Annotated in this window: 22 protein-coding genes; 8 read left to right on the forward strand and 14 right to left on the reverse strand. The window is 63.1% G+C overall.

Features of this window, described 5'->3' with window-relative positions; translation table 11 throughout:
- Window positions 1–51 precede the first annotated feature (51 nt).
- On the reverse strand, window positions 52–3111 hold the full coding sequence (locus KJP28_RS05350) for a hypothetical protein (protein ID WP_218391308.1): 3060 nt from the start codon (window positions 3109–3111) through the stop codon (window positions 52–54).
- A gap of 384 nt (window positions 3112–3495) precedes the next feature.
- Here KJP28_RS05350 and KJP28_RS05355 point away from each other — a divergent pair, with 384 nt between their 5' ends.
- Both KJP28_RS05355 and KJP28_RS05360 read left to right on the forward strand, forming a co-directional pair.
- Window positions 3496–3837, forward strand: a complete 342-nt coding sequence (locus tag KJP28_RS05355) for a hypothetical protein (RefSeq protein WP_218391309.1) — start codon at window positions 3496–3498, stop codon at window positions 3835–3837.
- Window positions 3755–6220 carry a phage tail protein gene (locus KJP28_RS05360; protein WP_218391310.1) on the forward strand — a complete coding sequence of 822 codons (2466 nt, stop codon included), beginning with the start codon at window positions 3755–3757 and terminating at the stop codon, window positions 6218–6220. Before KJP28_RS05355 ends, KJP28_RS05360 begins: the two co-directional genes overlap by 83 nt.
- 15 nt (window positions 6221–6235) lie before the next feature.
- On the opposite strand, the gene KJP28_RS05365 is transcribed toward KJP28_RS05360, so the two are convergent.
- The gene (locus tag KJP28_RS05365; protein ID WP_255552180.1) at window positions 6236–6574 is read right to left on the reverse strand and encodes a TraR/DksA family transcriptional regulator; all 339 of its coding nucleotides are present in this window, start codon (window positions 6572–6574) and stop codon (window positions 6236–6238) included.
- Window positions 6575–6661: 87 nt separating this feature from the next.
- Here KJP28_RS05365 and cysE point away from each other — a divergent pair, with 87 nt between their 5' ends.
- Complete coding sequence (gene cysE, locus KJP28_RS05370; protein ID WP_218391312.1) at window positions 6662–7480, forward strand: serine O-acetyltransferase; 819 nt, start codon at window positions 6662–6664, stop codon at window positions 7478–7480.
- 542 nt (window positions 7481–8022) lie between these two features.
- Here cysE and KJP28_RS05375 read toward each other — a convergent pair.
- From KJP28_RS05375 to KJP28_RS05400, 6 genes are all read right to left on the reverse strand, one after another.
- Window positions 8023–8373 (reverse strand): carboxymuconolactone decarboxylase family protein, encoded by a 351-nt coding sequence (locus KJP28_RS05375; RefSeq protein WP_218391313.1) that lies wholly within the window; start codon window positions 8371–8373, stop codon window positions 8023–8025.
- 92 nt (window positions 8374–8465) lie between these two features.
- Entirely contained in the window at window positions 8466–8780 is a 315-nt protein-coding gene (locus tag KJP28_RS05380; RefSeq protein WP_218391315.1) for a hypothetical protein, read from the reverse strand.
- A gap of 113 nt (window positions 8781–8893) precedes the next feature.
- On the reverse strand, window positions 8894–10231 hold the full coding sequence (locus KJP28_RS05385; protein WP_218391317.1) for a pyruvate dehydrogenase complex dihydrolipoamide acetyltransferase: 1338 nt from the start codon (window positions 10229–10231) through the stop codon (window positions 8894–8896).
- Window positions 10232–10243: 12 nt separating this feature from the next.
- A complete protein-coding gene (locus KJP28_RS05390; RefSeq protein ID WP_218391319.1) occupies window positions 10244–11650 on the reverse strand; it encodes a pyruvate dehydrogenase complex E1 component subunit beta in 1407 nt (468 codons plus the stop codon).
- Window positions 11651–11671: 21 nt separating this feature from the next.
- A complete protein-coding gene (gene pdhA / locus KJP28_RS05395; protein ID WP_218391321.1) occupies window positions 11672–12661 on the reverse strand; it encodes a pyruvate dehydrogenase (acetyl-transferring) E1 component subunit alpha in 990 nt (329 codons plus the stop codon).
- 176 nt (window positions 12662–12837) lie between these two features.
- Complete coding sequence (locus tag KJP28_RS05400; protein ID WP_218391324.1) at window positions 12838–13140, reverse strand: FtsB family cell division protein; 303 nt, start codon at window positions 13138–13140, stop codon at window positions 12838–12840.
- A 172-nt stretch (window positions 13141–13312) separates the two neighbouring features.
- Between KJP28_RS05400 and KJP28_RS05405 the strand changes: the two genes are divergently transcribed.
- Window positions 13313–14935: an acyl-CoA dehydrogenase family protein gene (locus tag KJP28_RS05405; RefSeq protein ID WP_218391327.1), complete on the forward strand. Its 1623-nt coding sequence runs from the start codon at window positions 13313–13315 to the stop codon at window positions 14933–14935.
- Window positions 14936–15016: 81 nt separating this feature from the next.
- Here KJP28_RS05405 and KJP28_RS05410 read toward each other — a convergent pair whose 3' ends face one another.
- From KJP28_RS05410 to KJP28_RS05420, 3 genes are all read right to left on the reverse strand, one after another.
- On the reverse strand, window positions 15017–15907 hold the full coding sequence (locus tag KJP28_RS05410; protein ID WP_218391335.1) for a fructose bisphosphate aldolase: 891 nt from the start codon (window positions 15905–15907) through the stop codon (window positions 15017–15019).
- Between the two features lie 83 nt (window positions 15908–15990).
- Window positions 15991–16773 (reverse strand): SDR family NAD(P)-dependent oxidoreductase, encoded by a 783-nt coding sequence (locus tag KJP28_RS05415; protein ID WP_218391337.1) that lies wholly within the window; start codon window positions 16771–16773, stop codon window positions 15991–15993.
- Between the two features lies 1 nt (window position 16774).
- Window positions 16775–17968, reverse strand: a complete 1194-nt coding sequence (locus KJP28_RS05420) for a phosphoglycerate kinase (protein WP_218391340.1) — start codon at window positions 17966–17968, stop codon at window positions 16775–16777.
- Window positions 17969–18103: 135 nt separating this feature from the next.
- On the opposite strand from KJP28_RS05420, the gene KJP28_RS05425 reads away from it, so the two are divergent.
- From KJP28_RS05425 to KJP28_RS05435, 3 genes are all read left to right on the forward strand, one after another.
- On the forward strand, window positions 18104–18613 hold the full coding sequence (locus tag KJP28_RS05425) for a peptidylprolyl isomerase (RefSeq protein ID WP_218391343.1): 510 nt from the start codon (window positions 18104–18106) through the stop codon (window positions 18611–18613).
- A gap of 79 nt (window positions 18614–18692) precedes the next feature.
- Window positions 18693–19226 (forward strand): peptidylprolyl isomerase, encoded by a 534-nt coding sequence (locus KJP28_RS05430; protein ID WP_418887917.1) that lies wholly within the window; start codon window positions 18693–18695, stop codon window positions 19224–19226.
- 339 nt (window positions 19227–19565) lie between these two features.
- Window positions 19566–20522 (forward strand): DUF3179 domain-containing protein, encoded by a 957-nt coding sequence (locus KJP28_RS05435; protein WP_218391349.1) that lies wholly within the window; start codon window positions 19566–19568, stop codon window positions 20520–20522.
- Between the two features lie 63 nt (window positions 20523–20585).
- On the opposite strand, the gene acnA is transcribed toward KJP28_RS05435, so the two are convergent.
- Complete coding sequence (gene acnA / locus KJP28_RS05440; protein ID WP_218391350.1) at window positions 20586–23336, reverse strand: aconitate hydratase AcnA; 2751 nt, start codon at window positions 23334–23336, stop codon at window positions 20586–20588.
- A gap of 219 nt (window positions 23337–23555) precedes the next feature.
- Here acnA and KJP28_RS05445 point away from each other — a divergent pair, with 219 nt between their 5' ends.
- A complete protein-coding gene (locus tag KJP28_RS05445) occupies window positions 23556–24269 on the forward strand; it encodes a DUF1223 domain-containing protein (RefSeq protein WP_218391351.1) in 714 nt (237 codons plus the stop codon).
- A gap of 108 nt (window positions 24270–24377) precedes the next feature.
- Here the strand turns inward: KJP28_RS05445 and KJP28_RS05450 are convergent, their stop codons facing one another.
- Together KJP28_RS05450 and KJP28_RS05455 are read right to left on the reverse strand one after the other, a co-directional pair.
- Window positions 24378–25247: a DMT family transporter gene (locus tag KJP28_RS05450; RefSeq protein WP_218391352.1), complete on the reverse strand. Its 870-nt coding sequence runs from the start codon at window positions 25245–25247 to the stop codon at window positions 24378–24380.
- 81 nt (window positions 25248–25328) lie between these two features.
- On the reverse strand, window positions 25329–26387 hold the full coding sequence (locus KJP28_RS05455) for a flagellar motor switch protein FliG (RefSeq protein WP_218391707.1): 1059 nt from the start codon (window positions 26385–26387) through the stop codon (window positions 25329–25331).
- Window positions 26388–26503 lie beyond the last annotated feature (116 nt).

A 26503-nucleotide genomic window follows, 5' to 3' on the forward strand; every position in this document is an offset into this window, starting at 1 on the left:
GAAAGCCTTAGCAGCCAAGCCTTTTCGGGACGTTAACCGCGCCGGGACTCGTCAGCCGAGTGGGAGGACGTCCAGCGCCATTTGGCGGCCGCCCTTCTGATAGACCAGCCGCGATGCGGATATGGCCGTGACCCGGCCTCCGTCGAGATTGTCGCCGATCGAAACCTTGACGTATCGCCCGGAAGACAGGCGCACGAGCGCGCGCCTGGAGGCATTGGAGCCATAGACGCCAATGAGGTTGATTTTGCGCAGGTTCAGGGCGTTCTTCATTGTCGCCGTTCGGGCAACCGACGCAGACGAGGGGATCGCGGGCTGCGTCGTTGCGGCGGCGGCTTCGATGACCTGGCCACTGTCGCCTGCGGATTGTTCCGGTTCGGGTGGGCGTTCGCGCGTGCGCGCCTGAGCCACGGCGACGATTTCGGCCATGTTGCCCGGTCGGGTGCTTGGCCGGACCGATGCGTTCACGGCGAGATCGGTAGCGGCGACGATGGCGGTTTCATCAGGCTCGGACACTTCGTCTTCGAGCGGATCGGCGGCATCCGCCGTTTCGGTTTCGTCTCCGTCCTCGGCAGGTGACTCCGCCTCGGCCTCGGCCACAGCGACGTCGATGTCGAGATCGGACGGACGGGCGCGCGGCGAGACCTGGCCCAATTCCGCGACGGTCTGCCCGCCGAGGCGCGCGCGTTCGGCAAGTTCGTTGAGGTTGCCCGGGCGTGTGCGCGGCGTGAGGCCTGGATCTTCAGCGAGATCCGGCGCGAGGGCGGCGTCATCCTGCACCTCGGGGGCGGGGACGATGCCTTCGGGACGCGGCGCCGGGGTGACGGGCGGGCGACCTTGGGTCACGAGAACGCCGACAGGGGAAACCGAGCCTTCGGGCGTTGCGATCACCAGGCCGTCTTCGTTCAGGTCGAAGGTGGTGCCCGGTGGGGGCGGCGGGGGCGGTGCGATCGGGCTCTCGCCGCCGACAGGGCCAAGGTCGGGCAAGGCCAGCGCATCGTTCGAAGAAATCGCGGGGTCGATCGACGCCACGTAGATGTCATCGCCGCGTGCGGTGTCGGGGTCAGCGGGCGTGTCGGGGGCGCGCACCCAGACGCCGGTCGATGCATAGGATTCGGCAGCTTCCTCGGGCGTCGGGCGATCCCCGCTCGGGGTCGGCGTTGTCGCGACGTCCGGCGCCGGTTCTTCGACCGCCGCTTCCTCGGCCAAGGGCTCGGGCTCTTCGACCGGGGCAGGTATTGCCGTTTCGGTTTCAGGTTCCGGATTGAAGAGGGCCGCGTCTTCGTCCGTAAGAATGAACGTCGACCAGAGCGCGGCGCCTGCGAGAAGCAGGAGAAGAAGCAACGTCAGTATCAGGCCCATTCCAACGGACGAGCGTTTCTGCGCAGTGCTTTGTCCGCGGCGCGCGCCGAAGACGGTAAGCGCTTCGGCTTCCTTGGCGCGGGGGGATTTCTCGGAGTCGCCCGGCGGTTTGGCTTCGACTGTTGCGCCACGATCCTTGCGGCCCAGGAACCCACGGCGTTTCGCAGGTGGTTCCGTTTCGGCCGGCTCGGGGTCGGAGATTTGCGACGGTTCCGGGTCCGGCGTGCCGGGAAGGTCGTCGATCTGCGGCGGTATCAGGGCCGTTTCACCGGGCTTGTCTTTCGCAGCAGACGCTTTCGCCTCGGCACGGCGGGCCAAACCAGAGCGCACATCGGCAATCCGGCCCGAAAGGCGGCTTCCAAGTCCTGCCTTGTCGGAGGCGTCGTCGGCAGCGTCTGCGGGCGCATGGCCGAGCGCGCGCGCCATTGCGAGACGTTGTTTCTCGGCCTCGCCAACCAGACGCGGGGCGGGTGGTGGATCGTCCACGATCACCTTGGGCGAAGGTGCAGTGCGCGTCTCGCCCTGAACATCGCTTGTAATTTCAGGCGTTTTCGCGCCCGTTGTCGCACCCTCGTCAGTGCCAGGCGTGTCGCGGCGGGTCGAGAACGAAGGTTCTTGGGCCTGCGCCTCGTCGGGCTTGGTCTGTTTGCGTTGGTTCTTTCCTTGCCCAGACGCCTTTATGGCCGGGGCAGGTGGCAGGTTGTCATCATCTGATCTCTGAACCGGTCGGTAGCTTTTGGTGTCGGTTGCGTCGTCCGGCGTCGGCGGGAAAGGCGCGAGGATCGGCGTGGTGACCACTTCGCGCTGGCCCGATTTTCGCGATCCGGCCGTGCTGCGTTTTCCAGCCCCTTTGCGGCCTGGGCCATCGGCCTGTGAAGATGTGTTCTTCGGCTCGGGTTGCGCGGTTTCACGCGGCTGAAACACCAGCTTTTCCGGCGCTTTCTGATCTTTTTGACCTGTCTCGGGGCGCTCTACGTCGGAGTCTGCCGTTTCCGGTTCGGTCGGCAACGTGCCCTGCAGCGTGGATGCGGCGGGTTCCGGCTCTTCCGGTTGAGGTTCGGGCGTCAGCTCTTTGCCGAGGTCCGGGAATGGGTCGATGTCGGCAGGTTCGGTCGGGTCCGGGTTTTCCGTTGCGGCCGGTGCCTGAGGCTCCTCAATCGGTTCGGGTTGTTCGGCCGGAGCCGTCGACTCATCGGTCTCGAGATCGCGGGGGTTCTTCGGGACCGGGGACGTGTCAGGAACCACACGTTCCGTCGGCGAAAGGATTTCGGAAGCCGCGTCGGTCTTGCCGAAGAAAGGCTCGCCAGAGAAGGCACCCTTTTCGGGGCGCGCGACGAAACTGACGGGATTGAAACCGAATTGCTTCGCGAAACCCTCGGCTTCTTCCATCGTCTCCCGCGCGAGCACCGCGACCCGAGCGGTTTCACCGTCGGCGCGCCAGTCGAACACCAGTTCAGAGACCGGGTAGGGCGTGAGCCCTTCCAGGGCGACTCGTATCTGGACTTCGCGCGCGACGTCATCAGGGCCAGGGGCTTTGACCGTCGTGTAGAGGATCTGCGAATCCGGGATGACGAGCTTGGTGGTGAGTTGCCCGTCCGCAAGGGAATCGGCACGATCACGCAGCTCCGCGAGATGGTCCGACATCTTCGGGTCGTCGAGTGCGACTTCGCCCAAGCGCACCCAGCCACCCTTCTTGCGAAAGAGGACACTGATGCCGTCATGGCTGAGATCAAGCGCAAAATCCGGCTTCATGGCGCGTGCTTGTCTGCTTCCCTCTAAAGTTGGGCCCGTTCCGTTTGCGGCTTCGGGGCCCGAAAGTTCTTGGGAAACTATAGCAGGTCACTGTGCAAGGAAAGCGAAACGGGGCGAGTTTTCGAGTTTGGGCCGGATAATCCAAGACTCGCGCGGCTTTTTGCCGAAAGTTGCGGGAATTCCAGTGAAATTTTCCGCTGCGGCTTGAACGACGGGTGCGGGAATCAGCCTGAGCAACGCGGCGTTTGTGTTTGAAAAGTCCAAACCCGGCGTACTGCCGGTTGGCCGTATGGTGACGGCGTTGGAGCACATTTCCGCCTCCACAGGAACCGGAGGTGCGAATAGTGCGATCCGGTTGCCGACCGCGCGAGGTGGTGACGCAAAATGAGTGAGACTTCCGACAATTCCAATCCACCGCTCGAGGCGGACGTCGATGTTCATGTCGTCGCAAAACGCAGTTTCCTGCGTGCGCTCAAAGCATTCAACGCAGCGATGGCCGAACTGGAGGCCGATCCGTCGATCGACCTTGCCGATGCGAGAAGTCGTTCCGCCGAGTTGCGCCGGACCATGCAGACCGTTCTCGAAGAAAGGAAACGCTGTGAAGAGTATGCAAACCGGCGGCAGGACGGCAGTGAACAAAGAGATGGCGCGTTCGATACCGAACAGGCGCGGGCGCAGATCGAACGCCGCCTGGCTCGCATCCGCCGCGCCGAGGATCAAGGCTGACTTCCTCGATCAGCTGTCGGCCTCGGAATTGCAGGCCCTGCCATTCCTGTTCGAGTTCTGGGCACTGGACCATCAGGTGCCGCCGGGCGGCCCGTGGCGATCTTGGGTCATCCTTGGGGGACGAGGAGCGGGAAAGACGCGTGCTGGGGCGGAATGGGTCCGGTCCGAGGTCGAAGGTCATACGCCACGGTCTGCCGGGAAGTCGCGTCGCGTCGCACTGATCGGCGAGACGTTCGAGCAGGTGCGGGCGGTCATGATCTTCGGCGAGTCCGGCATTCTGGCCTGTTCGCCGCCTGACCGGCGCCCGGTCTGGGAAGCCACACGCCGTCAGCTGGTCTGGCCGAACGGGGCCGTGGCGCAGGCGTTTTCCGCATCGGAGCCCGAAGCGCTCAGGGGCCCGCAGTTCGACGCGGCCTGGGCCGACGAGATTGGCTGCGCAGCAATCGACAAGGGGACCAACGAGCCCAACAAATTCGTTGATCCGAAATCGTCGGAAAGTGCGTTGCCTCGATTTTCGAACGGTCGGTGCGACGATTTCATGCAGGCACAGTATCTTCGGGCGCTTAGAGAGTATTGGGAAGACCCGGACAACAACCCGGTCGACCCCCAGACCGGCGTTCAGATGGTCGACATGGCCCGCGCTCATGTCTGGGCATGGGACGCCCGACCGTATCCCTGGTTTCCGAACCGGCGCGGGCTCTGGGGAGATTGGCCGAATTACGAGCGCGGCCATTGGCTCAACGGGCGCGCTTCGATGCGCAGCCTCGAAAGCGTGGTCTCGGAGATCTGTCACCGCTCGGGCGTCACGGCCATCGACACGACGCGCCTTTATGGCAGCTTGCGCGGATACACCGTCGGTGACGTGACCGACGCACGGGCCGCGCTTCAGCCGTTGATGACGGCTTACGGTTTCGAGGCCGCCGAACGCGACGGCGTGGTCGCTTTCTTCACGCGAAGCGGGAAACCCGGAGCCGAACTGGAACCGGAACGTTTCGCGGTCAGTGATGAGGTCGAAGGTGACTTGCAGCTCACCCGTGCGCCGGAAGCCGACCTCGCCGGCCGCGTGCGTCTGAGTTTTGCCGAAGAGGGCGGGGATTACGGCGCACGCGCGACCGAGGCGGTGTTCGCGGATGAAGAGACGCACGGGGTGTCGGTATCCGAACTTCCCCTCGTCCTGACCTCTTCGGAAGCACAGGCCATAGCGGAGCGTTGGCTGGCCCAGTCGCGGGTTTCTCAGGACAGGGCGCGGTTTGCTCTCGCGCCGTCGGACATGTCCTGCCGGGCCGGCGACGTGGTGCGGATCGGGACCGAGACGGGGGCGGCGGACTTCCGCATCGACCGTGTCGAACATGCCGGGATGCAGATTGTTCAGGCCGTGCGTGTGGAACCAGGCGTTTTCGAGGCCGGGGAGGCAGGCGACCGCCCTCCACGGTTGTCGGGTTTCACACCATCGGTGCCGGTGACGGCGATCTGGTTGGATCTGCCCCTTCTGACCGGCGACGAAGTGGAGCACGCGCCCCATCTTGCCGTCGTCGCGGACCCCTGGCCGGGGGATGTTTCGGTTTTCTCGTCGGCCACCGACAATGGGTATCGCCTCAATCGCGTGATCCGTCGCCCCGCGCTATTCGGCGTGACCGAAAACGCGATGCCGAAAGCTTCGCCGGGTCTCATTGACTGCGGTCCCGCCTTGCGGGTCAGGATGCCACGCGGCGCGCTGTCTTCGTCGGGCGAGACCGCGATGCTCAATGGCTCGAACGTTGCGGCGATCGGGCTGGGTGGACCCGACGGATGGGAAATCTTTCAATTCGCGGAAGCGGTTCTCGTCGAGGAGGGGGTGTACGAGCTGTCGGGGCGGTTGCGCGGGCAGGCGGGAAGCGATCCGTTCATTCCCGAAACATGGGACGCCGGGGCGATGGTCGTGTTCCTTGATCGGGCCGTGCGCCAGATCGGGCTACCGCGATCGGCGCGGGGATTTGAGCGGCACTACCGCATCGGCCCGGCATCCGAGCCGCTGGACGATGAGAGCCATGTGCATGAAATCGTGGCGACGAACGGCGTCGGTTTGCGTCCTTACCGCCCCGTCCATTTGGCGAGCGCGTGGAACGCGGGAGATCTTTCGGTTCGCTGGATCCGGCGGTCCCGTATTGACGGCGATTCATGGCAAGGCTTTGAGGTGCCGATCGGGCATGGGGGCGAACAATACTCCGTGCGCGTGGTTCATGACGGAACCGTCGTGCGTGAGGCGACGGTGACGGCGCCGATATGGACTTACACGGCCGGGATGCAGGCTGCCGATGAGGTGACGCGTCCCTTCAAGGTCGACGTCGCGCAGGTGTCCCAGAGTTTCGGGCCAGGGCCTGCGGCGCGGATCGAGATCAACTGACGCGGCTGCTGGCCTTCACCCATTGGCGCAGGAGATGCACGTCGGGACGGCAGGATCGAAGTTCAGTCGCGCTTCGGCGATCGCTTCGCCGCAGTCCATGCAAAACCCGTATTCACCTTCGTCGATCCGTTCGAAGGCTGCCGCGATCCTTTTGCGCTGGGCCTCGCGGCGTGCGGCCGTGGCCTTTGCCATCGCTTGCCCCTGCAATGCGTCCATGCGACTGAGCCGGCCGACCGATTGCTGATCGAGTGTCACCACGTTCTTGCCGGCCTCGCCAAGCGCATCCTCAGCGTCTAACGCAGCCAGTGTTTCATCAAGTCGCTGGCGATACACTGCTATTTGCGCTTCATCCATGAGCGTGATTGATCCCATCACAGGTTTGCGTTTGGAAAATCGACCCTATCTGGGGTATCAGGACCACGCAACAACATGGAGCCAGGCATGGCCAAAGCCGACATACAGCCCCGGATCGTCGATCCCGTTTGGGACAGGATCACCTCGGAAGCCCACGAAGCGGTGGCCAAGGAGCCGCTTATGGGCGGGCTAATTCATGCCTGTATCCTGCACCACAAGACGCTGGCCAAAGCGCTGTCCTACCGCATCGCCGCGAAGCTTTCGTCGAACGAAATGTCGATGATGGTCTTGCGCGAGGTCGCGAACGAGGCCTACGCGGTCTCACCCGAACTGGTGGAAGCGGCGCGCGCCGACCTCTCTGCGGTCATGGAGCGTGATCCCGCGACGCATCGGATGCTTCAGCCGATCCTTTACTTCAAGGGCTTCCAGGGGATGCAGGCGCACCGGCTCGCGCATTGGCTCTGGGAAGAGGGGCGCGAGGATCTTGCCTACTTCCTGCAGATGCGCTGCTCCGAGGTCTATGGCATCGACATCCACCCTGCCGCGCGAATCGGTAAGGGAATCATGATCGACCACGCGCATTCCATCGTGATTGGTGAAACCGCGGTCGTGGGAGACAATGTGTCGATGCTTCATTCGGTGACGCTCGGCGGAACCGGGAAAGAAGAAGAGGACCGGCATCCGAAGATCGGAGACGAAGTTCTGATCGGGGCAGGGGCCAAAGTGCTTGGCAATATCACCGTCGGATGCTGTTCGCGGATTGCCGCAGGCTCGGTCGTTCTGTCCGATGTGCCGCCCGCGTCTACCGTCGCAGGCGTGCCCGCCAAGGTTGTGGGCGAGGCCGGGTGCGAGCATCCGTCGGTGTCGATGAACCAGATGTTCGGACCCCGCGCCGCCGAGGAGTGAGCGCCGCGCATAGCCTCTGTTGTGGTGAGGACTTGCACAATTCCTACATTTTGTGCGGGTGGTTTTGGAACTTACCCACGGTGTTCATCGTTTCTTAGGAAAGCGACCCACAAGTTCGGGTTGCCACGGTACTGGGAGACGACACATGAAACCTTTTGCATTCCTCACCATCGGTTGGCTCGCGGCCGGCACCATGCTCGCCGTCATCGCCTGAGACGCCACCCGATACGCAATTGAATATGAACCCGGCCTCTGCGGCCGGGTTTCTCGTTTCTAGGGAAAACATCACAAGTAAGCGTTTGAGTCCCATGGGCAATTTCCCGCCCATCCTGACCTGGATCAATGACTTTCACGAAAAACTACGGCACAACGATCCGGTAACAGACAGTGGAGATACTCTATGCTTCGTATGTGGTTTGCGACCGTCCTTGGCTTTGCGGCTCTTTACGCGGTTGCCATTGCCGCCTGACGGCACCATCGAAACACAGAAAAAGGGCGCTGGGATTTCCGAGCGCTCTTTTCTTTTGCCTGTCTGATTTGTGCTATTCCGCCGCGACAGCCGGCGCCAGCTGGTCGAACGCTTCGAGCGCATGCGCGCCGTACATATAGGCAGGCCCACCGCCCATCGAAATCGCGACCGAGATCGTTTCGGCCACTTCGGTCCGGGTCACGCCCGCGCGGATCGCGGCCTTCATGTGAAACCCGATGCAATCGTCGCAATGCGTCGCCATCGCGATTGCCAACGCCATCAGCTCCTTGTGCTTCACGCTGACGTCGCCCTCGAAGAACGCGCCCCGGTGCATTGCCGAAAACCCTTGTGCCGCTTTCGGCTGAACCGCGCGAAACTTCTCCAGATTGTCGGTAGTATTGGCGAGGTAGTCTTTGAAATCCATGGTGCGCTCCTTGTGCTCGGCCCCCCTGATCGGGACCTAGCGTGACGCGCGGCGATCTGCCTTGAGACATATCAAGTAATGTGAATGCGTCGCTAGCCCGGGTCACGCTCCGCCATCACACGCCCGAAATGCCACCCGAGAAAAAGCGCCATCAGGATCGCTCCAATTATGAAGGTCACGGCATCAAACAGCCGCCCCGGATCGAACCCGGTGGGCGCGAGAAGGGCCCAAGCGATGACTGCATTCGTGGTGCCCCAAGCGACATTGACCATCGGGCGCGACATGCCGATGCCGGGAGGGCTAGCGAAAGGCGAGGGGAACACGCGACCTTGGACGCCCGCGACAAAATGGGGAACGGCATTCACGGCGAAGACCGCTCCGAAGAAATAGGCCAGCAGACTGAGCATCGAACCTCCCTTGGTTTCGCCCAGCTTCGCCCGCATCGCGCCGCGGCTCAACCCGCCATGCAAAAGGGCCGCGCGATCTTTCGCACGGCCCTTCTTTTTGCTGCATGTCCGGATCAGGCCAGCATCACCATCGGGTTTTCTAGGTTCTGCACGATCTGCTCCAAAAGCTCCGCGCCAAGTGCCCCGTCGATGACCCGGTGATCGACGCTGAGCGTCACGCTCATCACCGTCGCCACCTCGATCTCGCCTTCGGCATTGACGACGGGCTTCTTCACGCCCGAGCCGACCGCGAGGATCGCACCGTGCGGCGGGTTGATGACCGCGTCGAAATTGTCGATGCCGAACATGCCGAGGTTCGAAACCGCGAAGCTCCCGCCCTGATACTCATGCGGCGCAAGCTTACGGTCGCGGGCGCGAGTGGCGAGGTCTTTCATCTCTGCGGACAGGGCCGAGAGTGACTTCATATCCGCGTCCTTCAGAACCGGCGTGAACAGACCGCCCTCGATGGCCACGGCCACCGCGACATCCGACGGCTTCAGCTTCAGCACCCGGTCACCGGCCCAGACAGCGTTGGCATCCGGCACGGCCTGAAGCGCGAGCGCCGAAGCCTTGATGATGAAGTCGTTGACCGACAGCTTCACGCCACGCCCTTCAAGCTGCTTGTTGAGCTGCGAGCGGAACTTGAGCAAAGCGTCGAGCTTGATGTCGCGCCGCAGGTAGAAGTGCGGAATGGTCTGCTTGGCCTCGGTGAGGCGCGCGGCGATCGTCTTGCGCATCCCGTCGAGCTTGACCTCGTCGTACTCGCGGCCTTCGTACATCTTGACCACCGCATCGGTCGATGGACCGGCAGGTGCGGCGGCGGGAGCATCGGCCTTGGCAGGCGCGTCCGACTTGGCGGGCTTGTCCGAAGGTTTCGCATCGACGACGTCGGCCTTCACGATCCGGCCCTTGGGACCGGATCCGTTGATCTGGCTCAGGTCGAGCCCCTTGTCCGCAGCGATCCGGCGGGCGAGGGGCGAGGCGAAGATGCGCGCCCCCTTGTCGTCCGTCTGTGCCGGCACCGGGCCGGACGACCCGCTGTCAGCGGGCGTGGGCGAGCCGCCATTGTCGCCTTTCGCGGCCTCTTTCGAAGCATCGTTGTCCGACTTGGCCGAGGACGACTTGTCAGAGCCGGACGCGGCTCCGGTGTCGATATCGTCGGCGCTTTCGCCCTCTTCGAGAAGCACCGCGATCGGCGTGTTGACCTTCACGCCCTCCGTGCCGCCTTCGATCAGGATCTTGCCGATCACGCCTTCGTCCACGGCTTCAAACTCCATCGTCGCCTTGTCGGTTTCAATTTCGGCCAGAAGGTCGCCCGAGCTGACCTCGTCGCCCTCCTTGACCAGCCATTTCGCAAGCGTGCCCTCTTCCATCGTGGGCGAGAGGGCGGGCATCAGGATTTCCGTTGGCATCGCGCTCTCTCCTTACTTGTAGGTCACGGTCTTCACGGCCTCGACCACCTCTTCGGTGGTCACCAGCGCGTGTTTTTCAAGGTTCGCGGCATAGGGCATCGGTACGTCCTTGCCGGTGCAGGTGATGACCGGCGCGTCGAGGTAGTCGAACGCTTCCTGCATCAGGACCGAGCTGATCGTCGCCCCGATCGAGGCGACCGGCCAGCCTTCTTCGACCGTCACGCAGCGATTGGTTTTCTTGACGCTTTCGATCACGGTCTTTGTGTCCATCGGCCGCAGGGTCCGCAGGTCGATGACTTCCGCAGAAATCCCGTCCTTGCCCAGCAACTCGGCGGCTTCCAGCGCGTATTTCATGCCGATCCCGAAGGATACGATGGTCACGTCGTCGCCTTTCTGCCAGATGCGGGCCTTGCCGAAGGGAACGGTGTAATCGTCCATCACCGGCACCTCGAAGGAATGGCCGTAGAGCAACTCGTTTTCGAGGAAGACGACCGGCGTGTCGCCGCGAATTGCGGTTTTCAGCAGCCCCTTCGCATCGGCGGCGGAGTAGGGCATCGCCACGTGCAGGCCCGGGACCTGTGCGTACCAGGCAGCGTAGTCTTGCGAGTGCTGGGCGGCCACGCGGGCGGCGGCCCCGTTCGCACCCCGGAAAACGACCGGCACGCTCATCTGGCCGCCGGACATATAGCGCGTCTTGGCGGCGGTGTTGATGATCTGGTCGATCGCCTGCATCGCGAAGTTGAAGGTCATGAACTCCACGATCGGGCGAAGGCCGCCCATCGCGGCCCCGGTCGCAAGACCGGTGAAGCCATGCTCGGTGATCGGCGTGTCGATCACGCGCTTCGCGCCAAACTCATCCAGAAGCCCCTGGCTGACCTTGTATGCCCCCTGATATTCGGCAACTTCCTCGCCCATCAGGAAAACGGTGTCGTCCGCGCGCATCTCTTCAGCCATCGCATCGCGCAACGCTTCGCGCACGGTCTGCGTTTTCATCTCGGTGCCTTCGGGGATTTCCGGGTCTTCCACCGGCTCCGGCTCGGGAATCGAGGCCGCGGGTTGCGAAGACATGGGCTTCGCGGTGTCGGTGTCGTCTATTTTCGCGTGCGAGGCGTCGGACGAAGACCCCTCACCTGAGGCGGATGAGGATGACGAGGTTTCGATGTCCTCGGCGCTTTCACCTTCTTCGACCAGCACGGCGATCGGGGTGTTCACCTTCACGCCTTCAGTGCCTTCTCCGATCAGGATCTTGCCCACGGTGCCTTCGTCCACCGCTTCGAATTCCATCGTCGCCTTGTCGGTCTCGATCTCGGCGAGGATATCGCCGGATTTGACCTCGTCGCCTTCCTTGACGAGCCATTTCGCCAGCGTGCCCTCTTCCATCGTGGGGCTGAGCGCGGGCATGAGAATTTCGGTAGCCATTTCAGTAATCTCCTCCCGGCCTTACGCGTAGATGTCCGTCCAGAGCTCGTCGAGCGCCGGTTCCGGGCTTTCACGGGCAAAGTCGGCCGCTTCGCTGACGATCCCCTTGATGTCCTTGTCGATGGCCTTCAGGTCGTCCTCGGAGGCGTGTTTGCCCTGCAGGATCAGGTCACGCACGTGTTCGATGGCATCCTTTTCCTCGCGGATCTTCTGGACTTCCTCACGGGTCCGGTACTTTGCCGGGTCCGACATCGAGTGGCCACGGTAGCGGTAGGTCTTCATCTCGAGGATGTAGGGGCCCTTGCCGTCGCGACAGTGTTTCACGGCTTTTTCGCCCGCCGCCTTCACCGCGAGCACGTCCATGCCGTCGACCTCTTCGCCCTTGATCCCGTAAGCCGCGCCGCGTTCCCACAGGGACGGGGACTTGGTCGAACGCTGCACGCTGGTGCCCATGGCATATTGGTTGTTCTCGATGACGAAGATCACCGGAAGCTCCCAGAGCTGCGCCATGTTGTAGGTCTCGTAGACCTGACCCTGGTTCGCTGCACCGTCACCGAAATAGGCGAAATTCACGCCGCCGGTTTCAAGGTACTTGTCCGCGAAAGCGAGCCCCGCGCCGATCGGCACCTGCGCGCCCACGATGCCATGCCCGCCATAAAAGCGCTTCTCGGTCGAGAACATGTGCATCGACCCGCCCTTGCCCTTGGAATAGCCGCCCTCGCGCCCGGTCAGTTCGGCCATGACGCCTTTGGGGTCCATGCCACAGGCAAGCATGTGCCCGTGGTCCCGGTATGAGGTCACGCGGCTGTCACGTTCGTCGGCGGCAGCTTCCAGCCCGACGACGACTGCTTCCTGACCGATGTAGAGGTGGCAGAAGCCACCGATCAGGCCCATGCCGTAGAGCTGGCCGGCCTTTTCCTCGAATCGGCGGATGAGCAGCATTTCGCGATAGAACTTGAGCAGCTCTTCCTTGGATGTGTTTGATTTCTTTGGGCTTCTGGCTGCTGCCATCGGGCCTTTCCTCCGCTGTCCGAATAATAGTTTAGCGTTAAACTATCCTATAACGGAAAATGCTTCGTCATGCGAGAGGGTTTCTGCCGCTGCGTCACCTTGGCATTCCGCTGCGTATGGAATCGGCGCGAAACGTGTGCAGTCGTGGAGAAAACTATGGGGGGGTCGCACTGGGTTCAGCGCAGAACGATTTCGTCCGCGCGGGTCAGTCCAAGTACTTCGCGGGCCTGCGCATCCAGCAGGTCGAGGTCCAGGTAACGATCCGATATGCGGCGGGTCTTGTTTTCAAGCGCCTCGATCTCGGTCATCAGTCGGGCCTGCTCGGCACGCAACTCCTGCGCCTCGGCCTCGATGCGGATGCGGCGGAACAGCCCGTAGTCGCCCTGAACGGATGCGAAGGTGAAATACACTCCGGCCAGGATAAGCCCGAAGAGATAGATCACGCCACCGATGCCGGTCTGTTTGCGGGGTCCGCTCATGTGTTTCTGCCTCGATCCGCGCCTCTTGCGGGCGCCGTGGAATGACTATGTCACAGGCGATTCGGCATGTGAATCCCTTTTCGAATCGAACCGGCATTTTCCTGCTTCTCGCGCGACGTCACCGCTTTCCCGAAACCGGGGCAGGGCGTTAGTCTCAATATCAGGAGGAGCCATGACCGAGAAAACGACCGCGCCCGAGACCGAACTCGCCACGCATTCGGTGGAGAACCAGCCCGGACCACCACCCGCGGCCGACCTCTGGGCGACCGACAGGCCACTTCGCGAAACGCTCGAGACGGCGGGCGGACGGCGCGAGGTCGCGGCAAAGGCAGGCGCGGGTTTCGGGTCTACCGAGCTTCGGCACGCGGGAGAGGAGGCGCGGCGGCATCCACCGGAGTTACGCCTGTTCGACCGGGCGGGACGACGGCTCGACGAGGTGGCGTTCCATCCCGGCTATCACGAGATCATGTCGGCGGGCATGGAGCACGGCTACGCCCATGTCGCCTGGGACGGTGCACCCGGGGGGCACGCGACCCATGCCGCGATGGTCTACATGCTGAGCCAGGTGGAACCTGCGATATGCTGTCCACTCACGATGACCTATGCCGCCGTGCCGGCTCTCAGCGCGACCCCCGAGGCGGCAGCGGTGTGGCAGCCGAAACTGACGGCTCATAAGTACGACCCGGCCATCGCGCCGGTCGCCGCCAAACGGTCGGCCACGATGGGTATGGCCATGACCGAGAAACAAGGCGGTTCGGACGTGCGGGCCAATTCGACGCGGGCTGTGCGAAGCGGTGACGACTGGGTGCTGACCGGCCACAAGTGGTTCTGCTCAGCCCCCATGTCCGACGGCTTCCTGACGCTTGCGCAGACCGACAACGGATTGTCCTGTTTTCTCGTCCCGCGTTGGCTGGATGAAGGCCGCAATGGCATCCGCATCCAGCGGCTCAAGGCGAAGCTCGGCAATATCGCGAATGCCTCTTCCGAAATCGAATACCACGGAGCGCGCGCGACGCTTCTGGGCGAAGATGGGCGCGGCGTGAACACGATCATCGAGATGGTGCACCACACGCGGCTCGACACGGCGATGGCGCCGGCAGGGTTGATGCGGGCCGCGCTGGTCGAAGTGAACCACTGGATTTCCGGGCGACGGACATTTCAGAAACGGCTGATCGACCAACCCTTGATGCGGACGGTGGTCGCGGACCTCGTGCTGGACTGGGAAGGCGCGCTGGCGCTCGGGATGCGCGCGGCGCAGGCGTTTGATGGCGACACCCCCGAAGAAAGGTCCTTCGCCCGGATCGCGGTGGCGCTGGCGAAATACAATTCGAACAAGCGCGCGCCTCAGGTGATCGTGGAAGCGATGGAATGCCTTGGCGGCATGGGCTACGTCGACGACACGCCAATGCCCATGTTCTATCGCGAAGCGCCGCTCAATTCGATCTGGGAGGGGTCGGGGAACGTGATCTGTCTCGATATCCTGAGGACGCTGGCGCGAGACCCCGGCGCGGGCGAGGCGCTGCGCTCAGAACTGGAAGCGGCGACAGGGGTCGACCGACGCTATGACGCGGCGCTCGGCGCGCATATGGAGCGTTGGCCGGGCTTGCCCGAAGAAGCCGAAGTGCGGTGGTTCGCCGAGAGCCTTGCGGGCCTGCTGGCGGGTTCGGTGCTCCTGCGCACGGGGCACCCGGCGGTTGCGGACGGGTGGGTCGCCACGCGTGTGGCCGGAAATCGCGGGCTGATCCCCGGATCGGTGAGTGGTCTGGATACTGAAGCGCTTCTGGCGCGGCTGTGACGCATACGCCTAGAAGCGGTCCCTTTAACGACAAAGGCCCGCGCCGAAACGCGGGCCTTCGAAAACTCCGGCGAGCCGATTTCAGGTGATCGACGCGCGGTAGATCTTGTCGATGGCTTTCCCGATCGTCTCGTTGAACTCGTCGTCCGATTGCTGGGCCGATAGCCCTTCGGTCAGCGCGCGCGAGAAGCTGGCGATCATACCCTGGTTCTTGGTCAAGAGGTCGCAAGCCTCCTCCCGCGAGTACCCGCCCGACAGCGCCACGACGCGGATCACGCGCGGATGCGCGATGAGCGTGCCGTAATGGTTCGCGACGGTTGGAAGCGTCAACTTGAGCATGATGTCCTGACCTTCGTCGAGTGTCTCCAATTGCTTGGTGATCTCTTCCAGCAGGATGTCTTCGGCCTCTTCCTTGTCGGAAATGCTGATCGTCACTTCCGGTTCGAGGATCGGCACAAGCCCCTTTGCGAGGATCTGCTTCCCGATCTCGAATTGCTGGGCCACATTCGCGGCGATGCCGTCACGGTTGGCCGCCGAAATGACCGACCGCATCTTGGTGCCGAACACGCCGTTGTTGTTCGCACGGTCGAGCAGGGAACCGAGTTCCGGCATCGGCTTCATGAGCTGACAGCCGTTTTCCTCGGCCTCAAGTCCCTTGTCGACCTTGAGGAACGGAACGACCCCGCGCTCTTCCCAAAGGAAGCGCGCCGAGGGCTTGCCGCCGATCTCGCGGTCCATGGTCATTTCGAACAGGATCGCACCGATCACCTTGTCGCCAGTGAAGGAGGGGGCCTTTGCGATGCGGGCGCGCATGTCGTGGATCAGGTCGAACATCTCGGCTTCGGACGAATAGCCGTCTTCGTCGATCCCGTAGAGGCGCAGCGCTTTTGGGGTCGACCCGCCCGACTGGTCCAGCGCGGCGATGAAGCCTCCACCCGTTTCCATCTGTTTGCGCATGTCAGCTTGGCTCATGTGTCGTCCCCGTGGCTTTTTCGTTTCCCCTGTCATAGCAGGGCCGGCGCGGGGCGCAATTCTGGTCGCGCTAACGCGGGGCGCTATTCGCCGGTTTCGGTCCAGAAAAACTGGTTCAGCCGGGCCGAGAGGCCGCCGGGAAGAAACCGGCTCGCAAAGGCCGTCAGGTTGGGCATGACACCGGGGATCACGTTGCGCCGCCCACGCATCATACCGCGCCATGCGGTTTCGGCGAGCTTCGCGCTATCGGCCGGGGGCATCATCCGGGTGAGCCATGTCTCGCCCATCGCGGCGGCGTCGAAGAAGCCGGTTTCGGTCGCGCCGGGGCAAAATGCGGTGACGGTGATGCGGTCAGGCTTGCCCTCGATGTTGAGCGCGTTGGAAAGGTTGAGCATGAACGCCTTGGAGGCGTGATAGGCGGCCATGGTGGGAGCCGGGAAATAGGCGGCGAGCGAGGCGACCATCAGGATCTTGCCGCCAGTGCCACGCGCGCGGAAGGTCGACATCGCGGCCATGGCAAGCTCGTTGGCCGACGTCACGTTCACAGCGATGAGGGCGCGAGCGGCCTCGGGGTCGTCGCCATGCAGGCCATGGGTGCCGAGGCCCGCGTTGTTCACGAGCACCTCGATCTCGCGCCCTTCGGTGGCCTCGGACCAGAGCGCTTGCGCCGCGCCATGTTGCGACAAATCAGCGGTGATGATCTCGACCTTGTTGGTGCGGCCCGCTGCGGTGAATTCCGCGGCGAGCGCCTCCATCGGTTCCCGCCGGCGGGCTGTGAGGATCAGGTCGTAGCCTTCGAGTGCTGCGAGCCGGGCGAAATCGCGGCCGAAGCCGGAGGAGGCACCGGTGATGAGCGCCCAGGCCATGTCACTCTTCCAGTGCGGCGACGCCGGGGAGTGTCTTGCCTTCCATCCATTCGAGGAACGCGCCGCCCGCGGTCGAGACATAGGTGAATTGATCTGCCACCCCGGCCTGGTTCAGCGCGGCGACCGTGTCGCCTCCGCCCGCGACCGAGACAAGGCTGCCTTCAGAGGTCAGTTTGGCGGCCTTTTGCGCGGCGGCGTTGGTGGCTTTGTCGAAGGGCTCGATCTCGAACGCGCCGAGGGGGCCGTTCCAGATGAGCGTGGCCGAGGCCGCGAAGGCGTCGGTGATCTGGTCGACCGTTTCGGGGCCCGCGTCGAGGATCATCATGTCGGCGGGACAGGCGTCGGCGGCGACGGTCTCGCTGTCGGCCCCGGCCTTGAATTCGCGGGCGATCACCACGTCGGTCGGCAACAGGATCGTGCAGCCCGTGGTCTCGGCTTTTTCCATGATCTCACGCGCGGTCTCGGCCATGTCGTGTTCGCACAGCGACGCGCCCACGTCGATGCCCTTCGCGGCGAGAAAGGTGTTGGCCATGCCGCCACCGATCACCAGCGTGTCGACCTTTTCGATCAGGTTGCCCAGAAGCTCGAGCTTGGTCGACACTTTCGCACCGCCCACAACGGCGGTCACAGGGCGCACCGGGCTGGCCAGCGCGCTTTCGAGCGCCTTCAACTCGGCTTCCATGAGCCGGCCGGCGCAGGACGGCAGGAGCTTCGCCACGCCTTCGGTCGAAGCATGGGCGCGGTGCGCCGCCGAAAAAGCGTCGTTCACATAGACCTCGCCAAGTGCCGCGAGGGAGGCGGCGAAAGTCGCATCGTTCTCGGTCTCTTCGGCATGAAAGCGCGTGTTTTCCAGCAACACCACCGTGCCGTCTTCCTGGTTCGCAACTGCCATCTTGGCGGGACCGCCGACGCAATTCTCGGCGAAGACGACCGGCACGCCGAACGCTTTTTCAAGCGCGGGCTGGATGCGCGAGAGCGACATGTCCGGGTTCTTCTTGCCCTTGGGCCGTCCGAAATGAGCGAGCAGGACAGGGCGGCCGCCCGCGTCGATGATATCCTTCACGGTGGGAACGATCCGGTCGATCCGGGTCGTGTCGGTGACGTTTCCCGCATCGTCCAGCGGCACGTTGATATCCACGCGAACCAGCACGGCTTTGCCGCTCAGGTCCATATCGTCCAGCGTTTTCCAGCTCATGATCGTACTCCACTCTTGCGTCACCTAGAGACACCCTGTGCGCGTGAGTTGCAATGGCGCGCCCATGGTTTTTTCGGCCCTTGTGCGCGGCGTCGCGGACCCATACTTTTCGCGCGACCAGAAAAGGAGGCTCTCATGGCCGATATCAAAGACCCGGAAAACACGATCCTGATGGAGCTCAAGGACGGCACCGTGACGATCGAGCTTCTGCCGGACGTTGCACCCCAGCACGTGGGCCGTATGAAAGAGCTGGCCCGCGCCGGCAAATATGACGGCGTGGTCTTTCACCGCGTGATCGAAGGCTTCATGGCGCAGACCGGCGATGTGGAACACGGCAACCTCGACGGCGGCGGCGAGCTTCGCCGGGCCGGAACCGGCGGCTCGGAGCTTCCCGACCTGCCCGCCGAATTCTCGAAGGTGCCTCATGCGCGCGGATCGCTCGGGGCGGCCCGTTCGGCCAATCCGAATTCGGCCAACAGCCAGTTCTTCATCAACTTCAAGGACAACGACTTCCTGAACGGCCAGTATACCGTTTATGGCCAGGTGATCTCGGGCATGGAACATGTCGACGCGATCACGCGGGGCGAGCCGCCGATGTATCCGGACAAGATGATCTCGGTAAAGGTGGCCGCCGATGTCGAGTAAACTCGTCGCCTGGATCATCTTTGCGGTCGGTGTCGGGATCGTCGGGGCCTATTGGTTCTCGACCCTCGAACGCGACCCGATGGTCGTGAACGCCGCGCCCGGCGAAGCGGGCGGGCCGCAGATCGAGATCACCGTCGCGGGCGAGGCGAACGGCACGGTGACCGTCGAATTGTTCGAAAACCTTGCGCCGGAACATGCCGCGCGGATCGTCACGCTGGCGGAAGAGGGCGCTTACGACGGCGTCGTCTTCCATCGCGTGATCGACGGTTTCATGGCCCAGACCGGCGACGTGGAATTCGGCAAGGCGGGCGGCGACATGCGCCGCGCCGGGACGGGCGGGTCGCAATACCCCGACCTTCCCGCCGAGTTCTCGCAAGAGAGCTTCGAGGCCGGAACGGTTGGCATGGCCCGCAGCCAAAGCCCGGACAGCGCCAACAGCCAGTTCTTCATCATGTTCGAACCAGCGCCGCATCTGGACGGGGCCTACACGGTCGTGGGCCGGGTGATCGAGGGCATGGACGTGGTGAACGAGATCAAACGCGGCGATGGGCCAAACGGCGCAGTCGTCGGCGCGCCCGACGTAATGCAGAGCGTTCGTGTGATCGAAGAATAAGATATCTGAAGGCCCGCGAAATGCGGGCCTTCTGTGCTCAGGCGACCGCGATCAGCAATATGAAAGCGGAGAAGCACAGCCATTCAAAAATCGGTATATTATAGCGCTTTGCAGCAGTAAGCATTGTCCCCTCCTAGTCTGCTTTCCACTATCTACCCTGGAATTGGTTAACAAAAGCCTTTTGGGCGAAACACCATGAATTCGTTTCGTTTCAAGGCCGTCCCTCGCGCCAATCAAACGAAATCTCGGGTATTGTTTCTGAGACTCGAAAGCTCACCACGCGAGCGGTTCACGAAAAACCGATGTGACAGGAATCGTTTCGGGTGACAGGCTCACGCCATGCTGCGCCTCTGCCTGCTCCTGCTCCTTGTCGGATTGCCTGCCCATTCCGATCCTGCGTTCTGGAAAAACGAATTTCCCAGGACAGATTTTTCCAGACGAACGATCGAGTCTTGGGGCGAGATACTTTCGGGCGGTCCGCCGCGTGACGGTATACCTGCCTTGAACGACCCTGCGATGATCGCGGTCGGGCAGGCCGATCTGCCCGCGCGTGAGCCGGTGATTGCGGTTGAACTCGATGGCGCGCCCTCGCGCGCTTATCCGATCCGCTACCTGATCTGGCATGAGATCGTGAACGACCGGGTCGGGGACGTGCCGGTAGCGGTGACCTTCTGTCCGTTGTGCAACTCGGCCCTGACCTTCGACCGCCGGCACGCGGGGCGGGTTCTCACTTTTGGTGTGACTGGCAAGCTGCGCGCCTCGGACATGGTGATGTATGACCGCGAGACAGAGAGCTGGTGGCAGCAGGCCGTGGGCGAGGGGATCGTGGGGGAATTTGCAGGCGATACGCTCGTCCAACTGCCGTCGTGGATGGAGGCGTGGTCGGTCTTCGCCGCTCGCAATCCGGAGGGGTTGGTCATGGCCGAGCCGGAGCATCGGCGCAATTACGGCGCGAACCCTTACGTGGGGTATGACAGCCGGAAGCGCCCCTATCCGTTCTTCACGGGCGAGCCTCCGCCAAACGGTGTGCCCGCGCTCGCGCGCATCGTGCGGGTGGGCGACCGGGCCTGGCCGATGTCACGGTTGACGCCGGGCGAAAGCCTTAGCGAGGCGGGCGTGACGATCACATGGGCACATGATCAGGCAAGCGCGCTGGACGCGCAGGTGATGGGCGAGGCCGACACAGTCGCCGCAATCCGTGTGCAGGACGCGCAGGGCGCGGATCTGCCCCACGACGTCATGTTCGCGTTCGCTTTCCACGCATTCTATCCCGACGGGAAATGGATGCTGGAATAGGTATTCGAAACGAAAAAGCCCCAGTCAATCGACCGGGGCTTTTCCAATCCTGTCAGGCGTGTATCAGCTCTTGGCGAGGTTGCGCAGCACGTAATGCAGCACGCCGCCGTTCTTCACGTAATCGATCTCGACCGCCGTATCGATCCGGCACTTGAGCGTGATCTCTTTGGTGGAGCCGTCCTTGTAGGTGATGGTGCAGGGCACCTCGGAAAGCGGTTTCAAGTCGCCGGCGAGGCCGGAGATCGAGACGCTTTCCTCACCGGTGAGCTCAAGCGATTTGCGGGTGTCGCCGCCCGTGAACTCGAACGGGATGACGCCCATGCCGACGAGGTTCGAGCGGTGGATACGCTCGAAGCTTTCCGCGATCACGGCCTTGACGCCGAGGAGGTTCGTGCCCTTCGCCGCCCAGTCACGCGAGGAGCCTGCGCCATATTGTTCGCCCCCGAAGACGACGAGCGGCTTGCCCTCATCCTGATAGGCCATGGCCGCGTCGAAGATCGAGGTCTGTTCGCCGTCCGGGCCCTTGGTGTATCCACCTTCGACGCCGTCCAGCATCTCGTTCTTGATGCGGATATTGGCGAAGGTGCCGCGCATCATGACTTCGTGGTTGCCCCGGCGCGAGCCGTAGGAGTTGAAGTCACGCGGCGCGACCTGGCGCTCGGTCAGGTATTTGCCTGCCGGGGTCTCGGCCTTGAACGAACCGGCGGGCGAGATGTGGTCGGTGGTGATCATGTCGCCCAAGACGGCGAGGATGCCCGCGTCCTCGATATCCGAGATGACGCCGGCTTCCTGGCTCATGCCCTGGAAGTACGGCGGGTTCTGAATATAGGTGGACGAAGCCGGCCAATCGTAGGTTTCGCCCCCCGAGACATCCACGGCCTGCCATTTTTCGTCGCCCTTGAACACATCGGCGTATTTGGACTGGAACGCCTCGCGGGTCACAACTTTCTCGACGAGTTCGGCGATTTCCGCGTCGGTCGGCCAGATGTCTTTCAGGTAGACGTCCTTGCCGTCCGGCGTCTGCGCGATCGGGTCGTTTGCCATGTCGATATTCATGTCACCGGAAAGCGCATAGGCCACCACCAGCGGCGGGGAGGCGAGGTAGTTCGCACGCACGTCGGGCGAGATGCGGCCTTCGAAGTTGCGGTTGCCAGAGAGCACCGAAACCGCGATCAGGTCGTTGTCGTTGATCGACTTGGAAATCTCGGCCTGAAGCGGGCCGGAGTTGCCGATGCAGGTGGTGCAGCCGTAGCCGACGAGGTCGAAGCCGATGGCGTCGAGATCGTCCTGAAGGCCTGCGCCTTCGAGGTATTCGGTGACGACCTGCGAGCCGGGCGCGAGCGAGGTCTTGACCCAGGGCTTGCGGTTCAGGCCAAGCTCACGCGCCTTGCGCGCCACGAGGCCCGCGCCGATCATCACGTAAGGGTTCGACGTGTTGGTGCAGGAGGTGATCGAGGCGATCACGACCGAGCCGTCGTGAATCTCGTAATCCTCGCCCTCGACCTTGGCGCTCTTGGCGGACACGCTCGGTTTCGTCGCGATCGGGCCTTCGGCGGCCATGTCCTGCGCGTCGTCCGAGATGTCGACACCGCGGAAATCCGCGATCACCTTGTCGAAAGCCTGTGCCGCGTTGTCGAGCGCGACGTAGTCCTGCGGGCGTTTCGGGCCGGAAATGGCCGGAACGATGGTTCCCATGTCGAGTTCGAGCGTCGAGGTGTAGACCGGATCGTAATCCGCGCCGCGCCAGAAACCGTTTTCCTTGGCGTAGGCTTCGACCAGCGCGATGCGGTCCTTGTCACGGCCCGTCTGTTCCATGTAGCGAAGCGTCTCGGCGTCGATCGGGAAGAAGCCGCAGGTTGCGCCGTATTCGGGCGCCATGTTCGCGATCGTGGCCCGCTGTGCCAGCGGCAGGTTGTCGAGCCCTTCGCCGTAGAATTCGACGAATTTACCGACCACGCCGTGTTCGCGCAGCATTTCGACGACTTTCAGCACGAGGTCGGTGCCGGTTGTGCCCTCGACCATCGCGCCGGTGAGCTTGAAGCCCACGACTTCGGGGATGAGCATCGAGATCGGCTGACCTAGCATCGCGGCCTCGGCTTCGATGCCGCCCACGCCCCAGCCCAGCACGGCCGCGCCGTTGACCATGGTTGTGTGGCTGTCGGTGCCGACGAGCGTGTCGGGGTATGCCACTTCCTCGCCGTTCTGGTCCTTGTCGGTCCAGACGGTCTGAGCGAGGTATTCGAGGTTCACCTGGTGACAGATGCCGGTGCCCGGCGGGACAACGCGGAAGTTCTCGAACGCGGTCTGACCCCACTTCAGGAACTGGTACCGCTCCATGTTGCGCTCGTATTCGCGGTCGACGTTCATCTGGAACGCGCGCGGATTGCCGAATTCGTCGATCATGACCGAGTGGTCGATCACGAGATCCACGGGCACGAGCGGGTTGATCTTGTTGGCGTCGCCTCCCAGCGCCTTGATGCCGTCACGCATGGCGGCGAGGTCGACCACGGCGGGAACGCCGGTGAAGTCCTGCATCAGCACGCGGGCAGGGCGGTAGGCGATTTCGCGGGGGTTCTTGCCGCCTTTTTCGGCCCATTCCGAGAAGGCCTTGATATCGTCCACGGAGACGGTGAAGCCGTCATCCTCGAAGCGCAGCATGTTCTCGAGCACGACCTTGAGCGAAGCGGGGAGTTTCGAGAAATTGCCGAGACCGGCTTCTTCGGCGGCGGGGATCGAGTAATAGGCGACGCTGGCACCCCCGGCGCTGAGCGTCTTGCGGGTCTTGGAGGTGTCCTGTCCGACGACGATAGGCATGTCTGGCTCCTCTGCTGGACGAAATCGTTGCCCTGCATTTGCCCGGTCTGGGTGAGTCTTGCAAGGGGTCAGGCGGCAATTCGGTATACTATTGCACACATTTCTTCGTGAAACCCGCGACCGACCGGGCCGCACCGCGTTTCAATTTCTCTCAAAACCTTGATTGGCCGGTGAAGCGGCGCTCGTCTATTCAGGATGCACTCAATCGGGGACGACTTCATGACATCTTGGATCAAGGCAGGGCTTTTTCTGGTGGCCGGGCTCGCGGCATCGCCGTCACTGGCGGGCGAGAAACCTGTGGTCCTTGTGGAGCTGTTCACCTCGCAAGGCTGTTCATCCTGTCCGCCGGCCGACGCATTGCTGGCCGAGCTTGCGCAGCGGGACGATGTCCTGCCTCTCGCGCTTCACGTCGACTACTGGGATTACATCGGGTGGAAAGACCGTTTCGCGCGGCCCGAACACACAAAGCGTCAAAAAGGCTACGCGCACGTGGCGGGGGCCGGAACGATTTACACGCCGCAAATGGTCGTGGGCGGCGTGGATCACGTCGTCGGATACAAGCCGATGAAGATCGCAGACCTGATGCGCAAGCACGAGGCAGCGCTGGCGAGCGTGGATGTGGTCGCCGTGCACGACGGCTCGGTGATGCAGATCAAATGCAAGGCGAAAGCCGGGGCGAACCTTCCCAGCGAGGTATACGTCGATCTTGTAAGCTACGATCCAAGCGAGACCGTCTCGATCAAGCATGGCGAGAATGCAGGTGAGACCATTTCCTACGCCAATATCGTGCGCGATTGGAGACGGCTTGAAACCTGGGACGGCAAAGGCGAACTGGTGGTGGATGCGATGGAACCCGAGGAAGGGTTGCACATGGCCCTGATCCTTCAGGAGCCGGGTCCGGGACGCGTGCTGGCAGCCTACCGGATCGACTGAAAACCTTTCCTTTGGCGAAGTATGGTGTTCACGCGGGCTCTGGTGGTCTGTCTCGGTTCGCCTTCGCAGACAGCCACGAACCCGGATGGCGGCGCTTTTCGATGCCCTTCAGGTCACCCGTTCGCGGTGCCAGACATAGACCCCGGCGATCACGATGATCGTTGCACCGATCCACGTGGCGAGGTCCGGATATTCTCCGAAGATCACCATCCCCCAGAACGCCGCGATCAACAGCCCGAGGTAGGAAAATGGTGCAATCGCGCCGGCTTCGGCAAACTGCACCGCCCGGATCAGGAAGAACTGTCCAAGCGATCCGGCCACCCCGATCAACAGCATCAGGAAGATCGTGAACGGGGCCGGGGTCTCCCAGAAAAACGGCACCACGAGCGTCGTGGCAAGTGCGCCAAGCAAAGCCGCGTAGAAAAGCGAGGTGCGCGGGTCTTCGTCATGCCCGACCTTTCGCGTGATGAGCACGAAGCTCGCATACCCTGTGGCGGCGATGAGTGGCAAAAAGGCGGCCGGCGAAAAGACATCCGTGCCCGGGCGAATGATGATGAGTGCGCCGATCAGAGCTGCGCCAACACCGAAGGCGCGGCGCGGGCCGAAGGTCTCACCCAGAAGAAGTGCGCCGCCAAGCGTGATCAGGATTGGATTGATGTCCATGATCGCCGTCGCTTCCGCCAGGTCCAGTTTCGTGAGCGACAGGAAAAAGAGGGACGTTCCCATGAGCAGGAAGGCCGATCGCAGGAATTGCAGGAATGGATAGCGGGTGCGCGCAATTGTGCGCAGGTTCGGCAGGAAAATCAGCGTGACGAGCGCGGTCTGACCGGCGTAACGCGCCCAGACGGCCATCGCCACGTGCACGTCCTGTGCCACCAGCTTGGCGATCACGTCCATCGTCGCCATGAAGAATATCCCCGTCATGTAGAAAAGGATGCCCTTGGCGGGGTTCTGTCCGGGGATCGCCTGAGTCGTCATCGCGCGACGTTATGCGCAGCGACTAGCGTTGGCAATTTGCCGAGTAGGTTCATTCGTCCGGTGGCCTGACGCCGGGCCGGACTATTCTTCGTCTCCGGATAACAGGAGTATTTCGCCCGCCGCCTCGAGCTCGCGGATGGCCGAGACGATGGTGTTCATCGCCTCTTCCGCATCCTTGTCCTTGACCTTGCCTACATTCGCCATCTCCTCTCGGATCTGGTCGGCCATGCGTTTCGAAATGTTTTCGAGGATGAACTCTGCGGCTTTTTGCAATGGCCCGGTGGCCCCGGCGAGCGCCGTGATGAGCACCGCCTGATCGACGTCGCGCGTGATCTTGGGGATGTCGCGGGCGTCGATGCGTTCGGGGATGTTGGCGAAGGTGAAGATCGCCTTGCGCACCTCTTCGGCAAACGCCGCGTCTTCTTCGTCCAACCCGGTCAGCACGTCGTCGCGCGTGGCGCCCGGCGCGAAGTTCAGGATCGCGCCGACCCGTTCCACGGGCCCGTCCGCGAAAGCGCGGCTCGGCTGCGCATCGAGCCGTTCGACGACCGCGCGCCCGATCCGGTCGACCACCTCGGGCGCGACGCCGCCGGTGAGCGAGATCGCGTAGGCGAGTTTTCGGGCGCGAGGGCCGGGGATCTGGCCGAGAAGTGCGGCCGCGGTCGAGACCTTGAGCTTCGAGAGCAATACCGCCGCGACCTCGGTGCTTTCCTCTTCGAGCACGGGGAGCAGGCTGTTGGGGTCCAGTCCCGCGATCGTTTCCCACGGGTCGCCGCTGAAATTGAAACCCTTGGCCTTGCGGATGCGTGCGACCGTGGCGGGGGAAATCGTGCCATCCAGAACGGACAGCGCCCCCTCGAGACCGCCGGGAAAGGACAGGCCCACCGCCTCGATCTCTTCCACGAATTCGTCGATCACCGATTTGAGCGTCACCCGGTCTACGAAGCGCATGGTCGACATCTGGTGGGCGAGTTCGGTCTGCATTGCGTCGGGCAGGTCGGCAAGCTTCAATTCCACGCCTTCGGACAGCAAAAGCCGCACGATGATCGCGGCCTTCTGTTTGCGCGACAGGGCCCGGGGCGTTGCGGCGGGCAAAGCGGTATTGCCCAATTCCGCAATGTCGGGCAGGTCCGGCAGCATGCCGTCTCCGTCGAATCTGCTGAGCGCGTCCGACACGCGACCCTCCTGCCATGGCCCCAATCGGATGCAGATTGGCAGTCGCAGGTTAAGGCTGAACTAACATCGCGCGGGAAACC

Origin of the sequence: Maritimibacter dapengensis, assembly GCF_019218265.1 — a bacterium.
GTDB lineage: Bacteria > Pseudomonadota > Alphaproteobacteria > Rhodobacterales > Rhodobacteraceae > Maritimibacter > Maritimibacter dapengensis.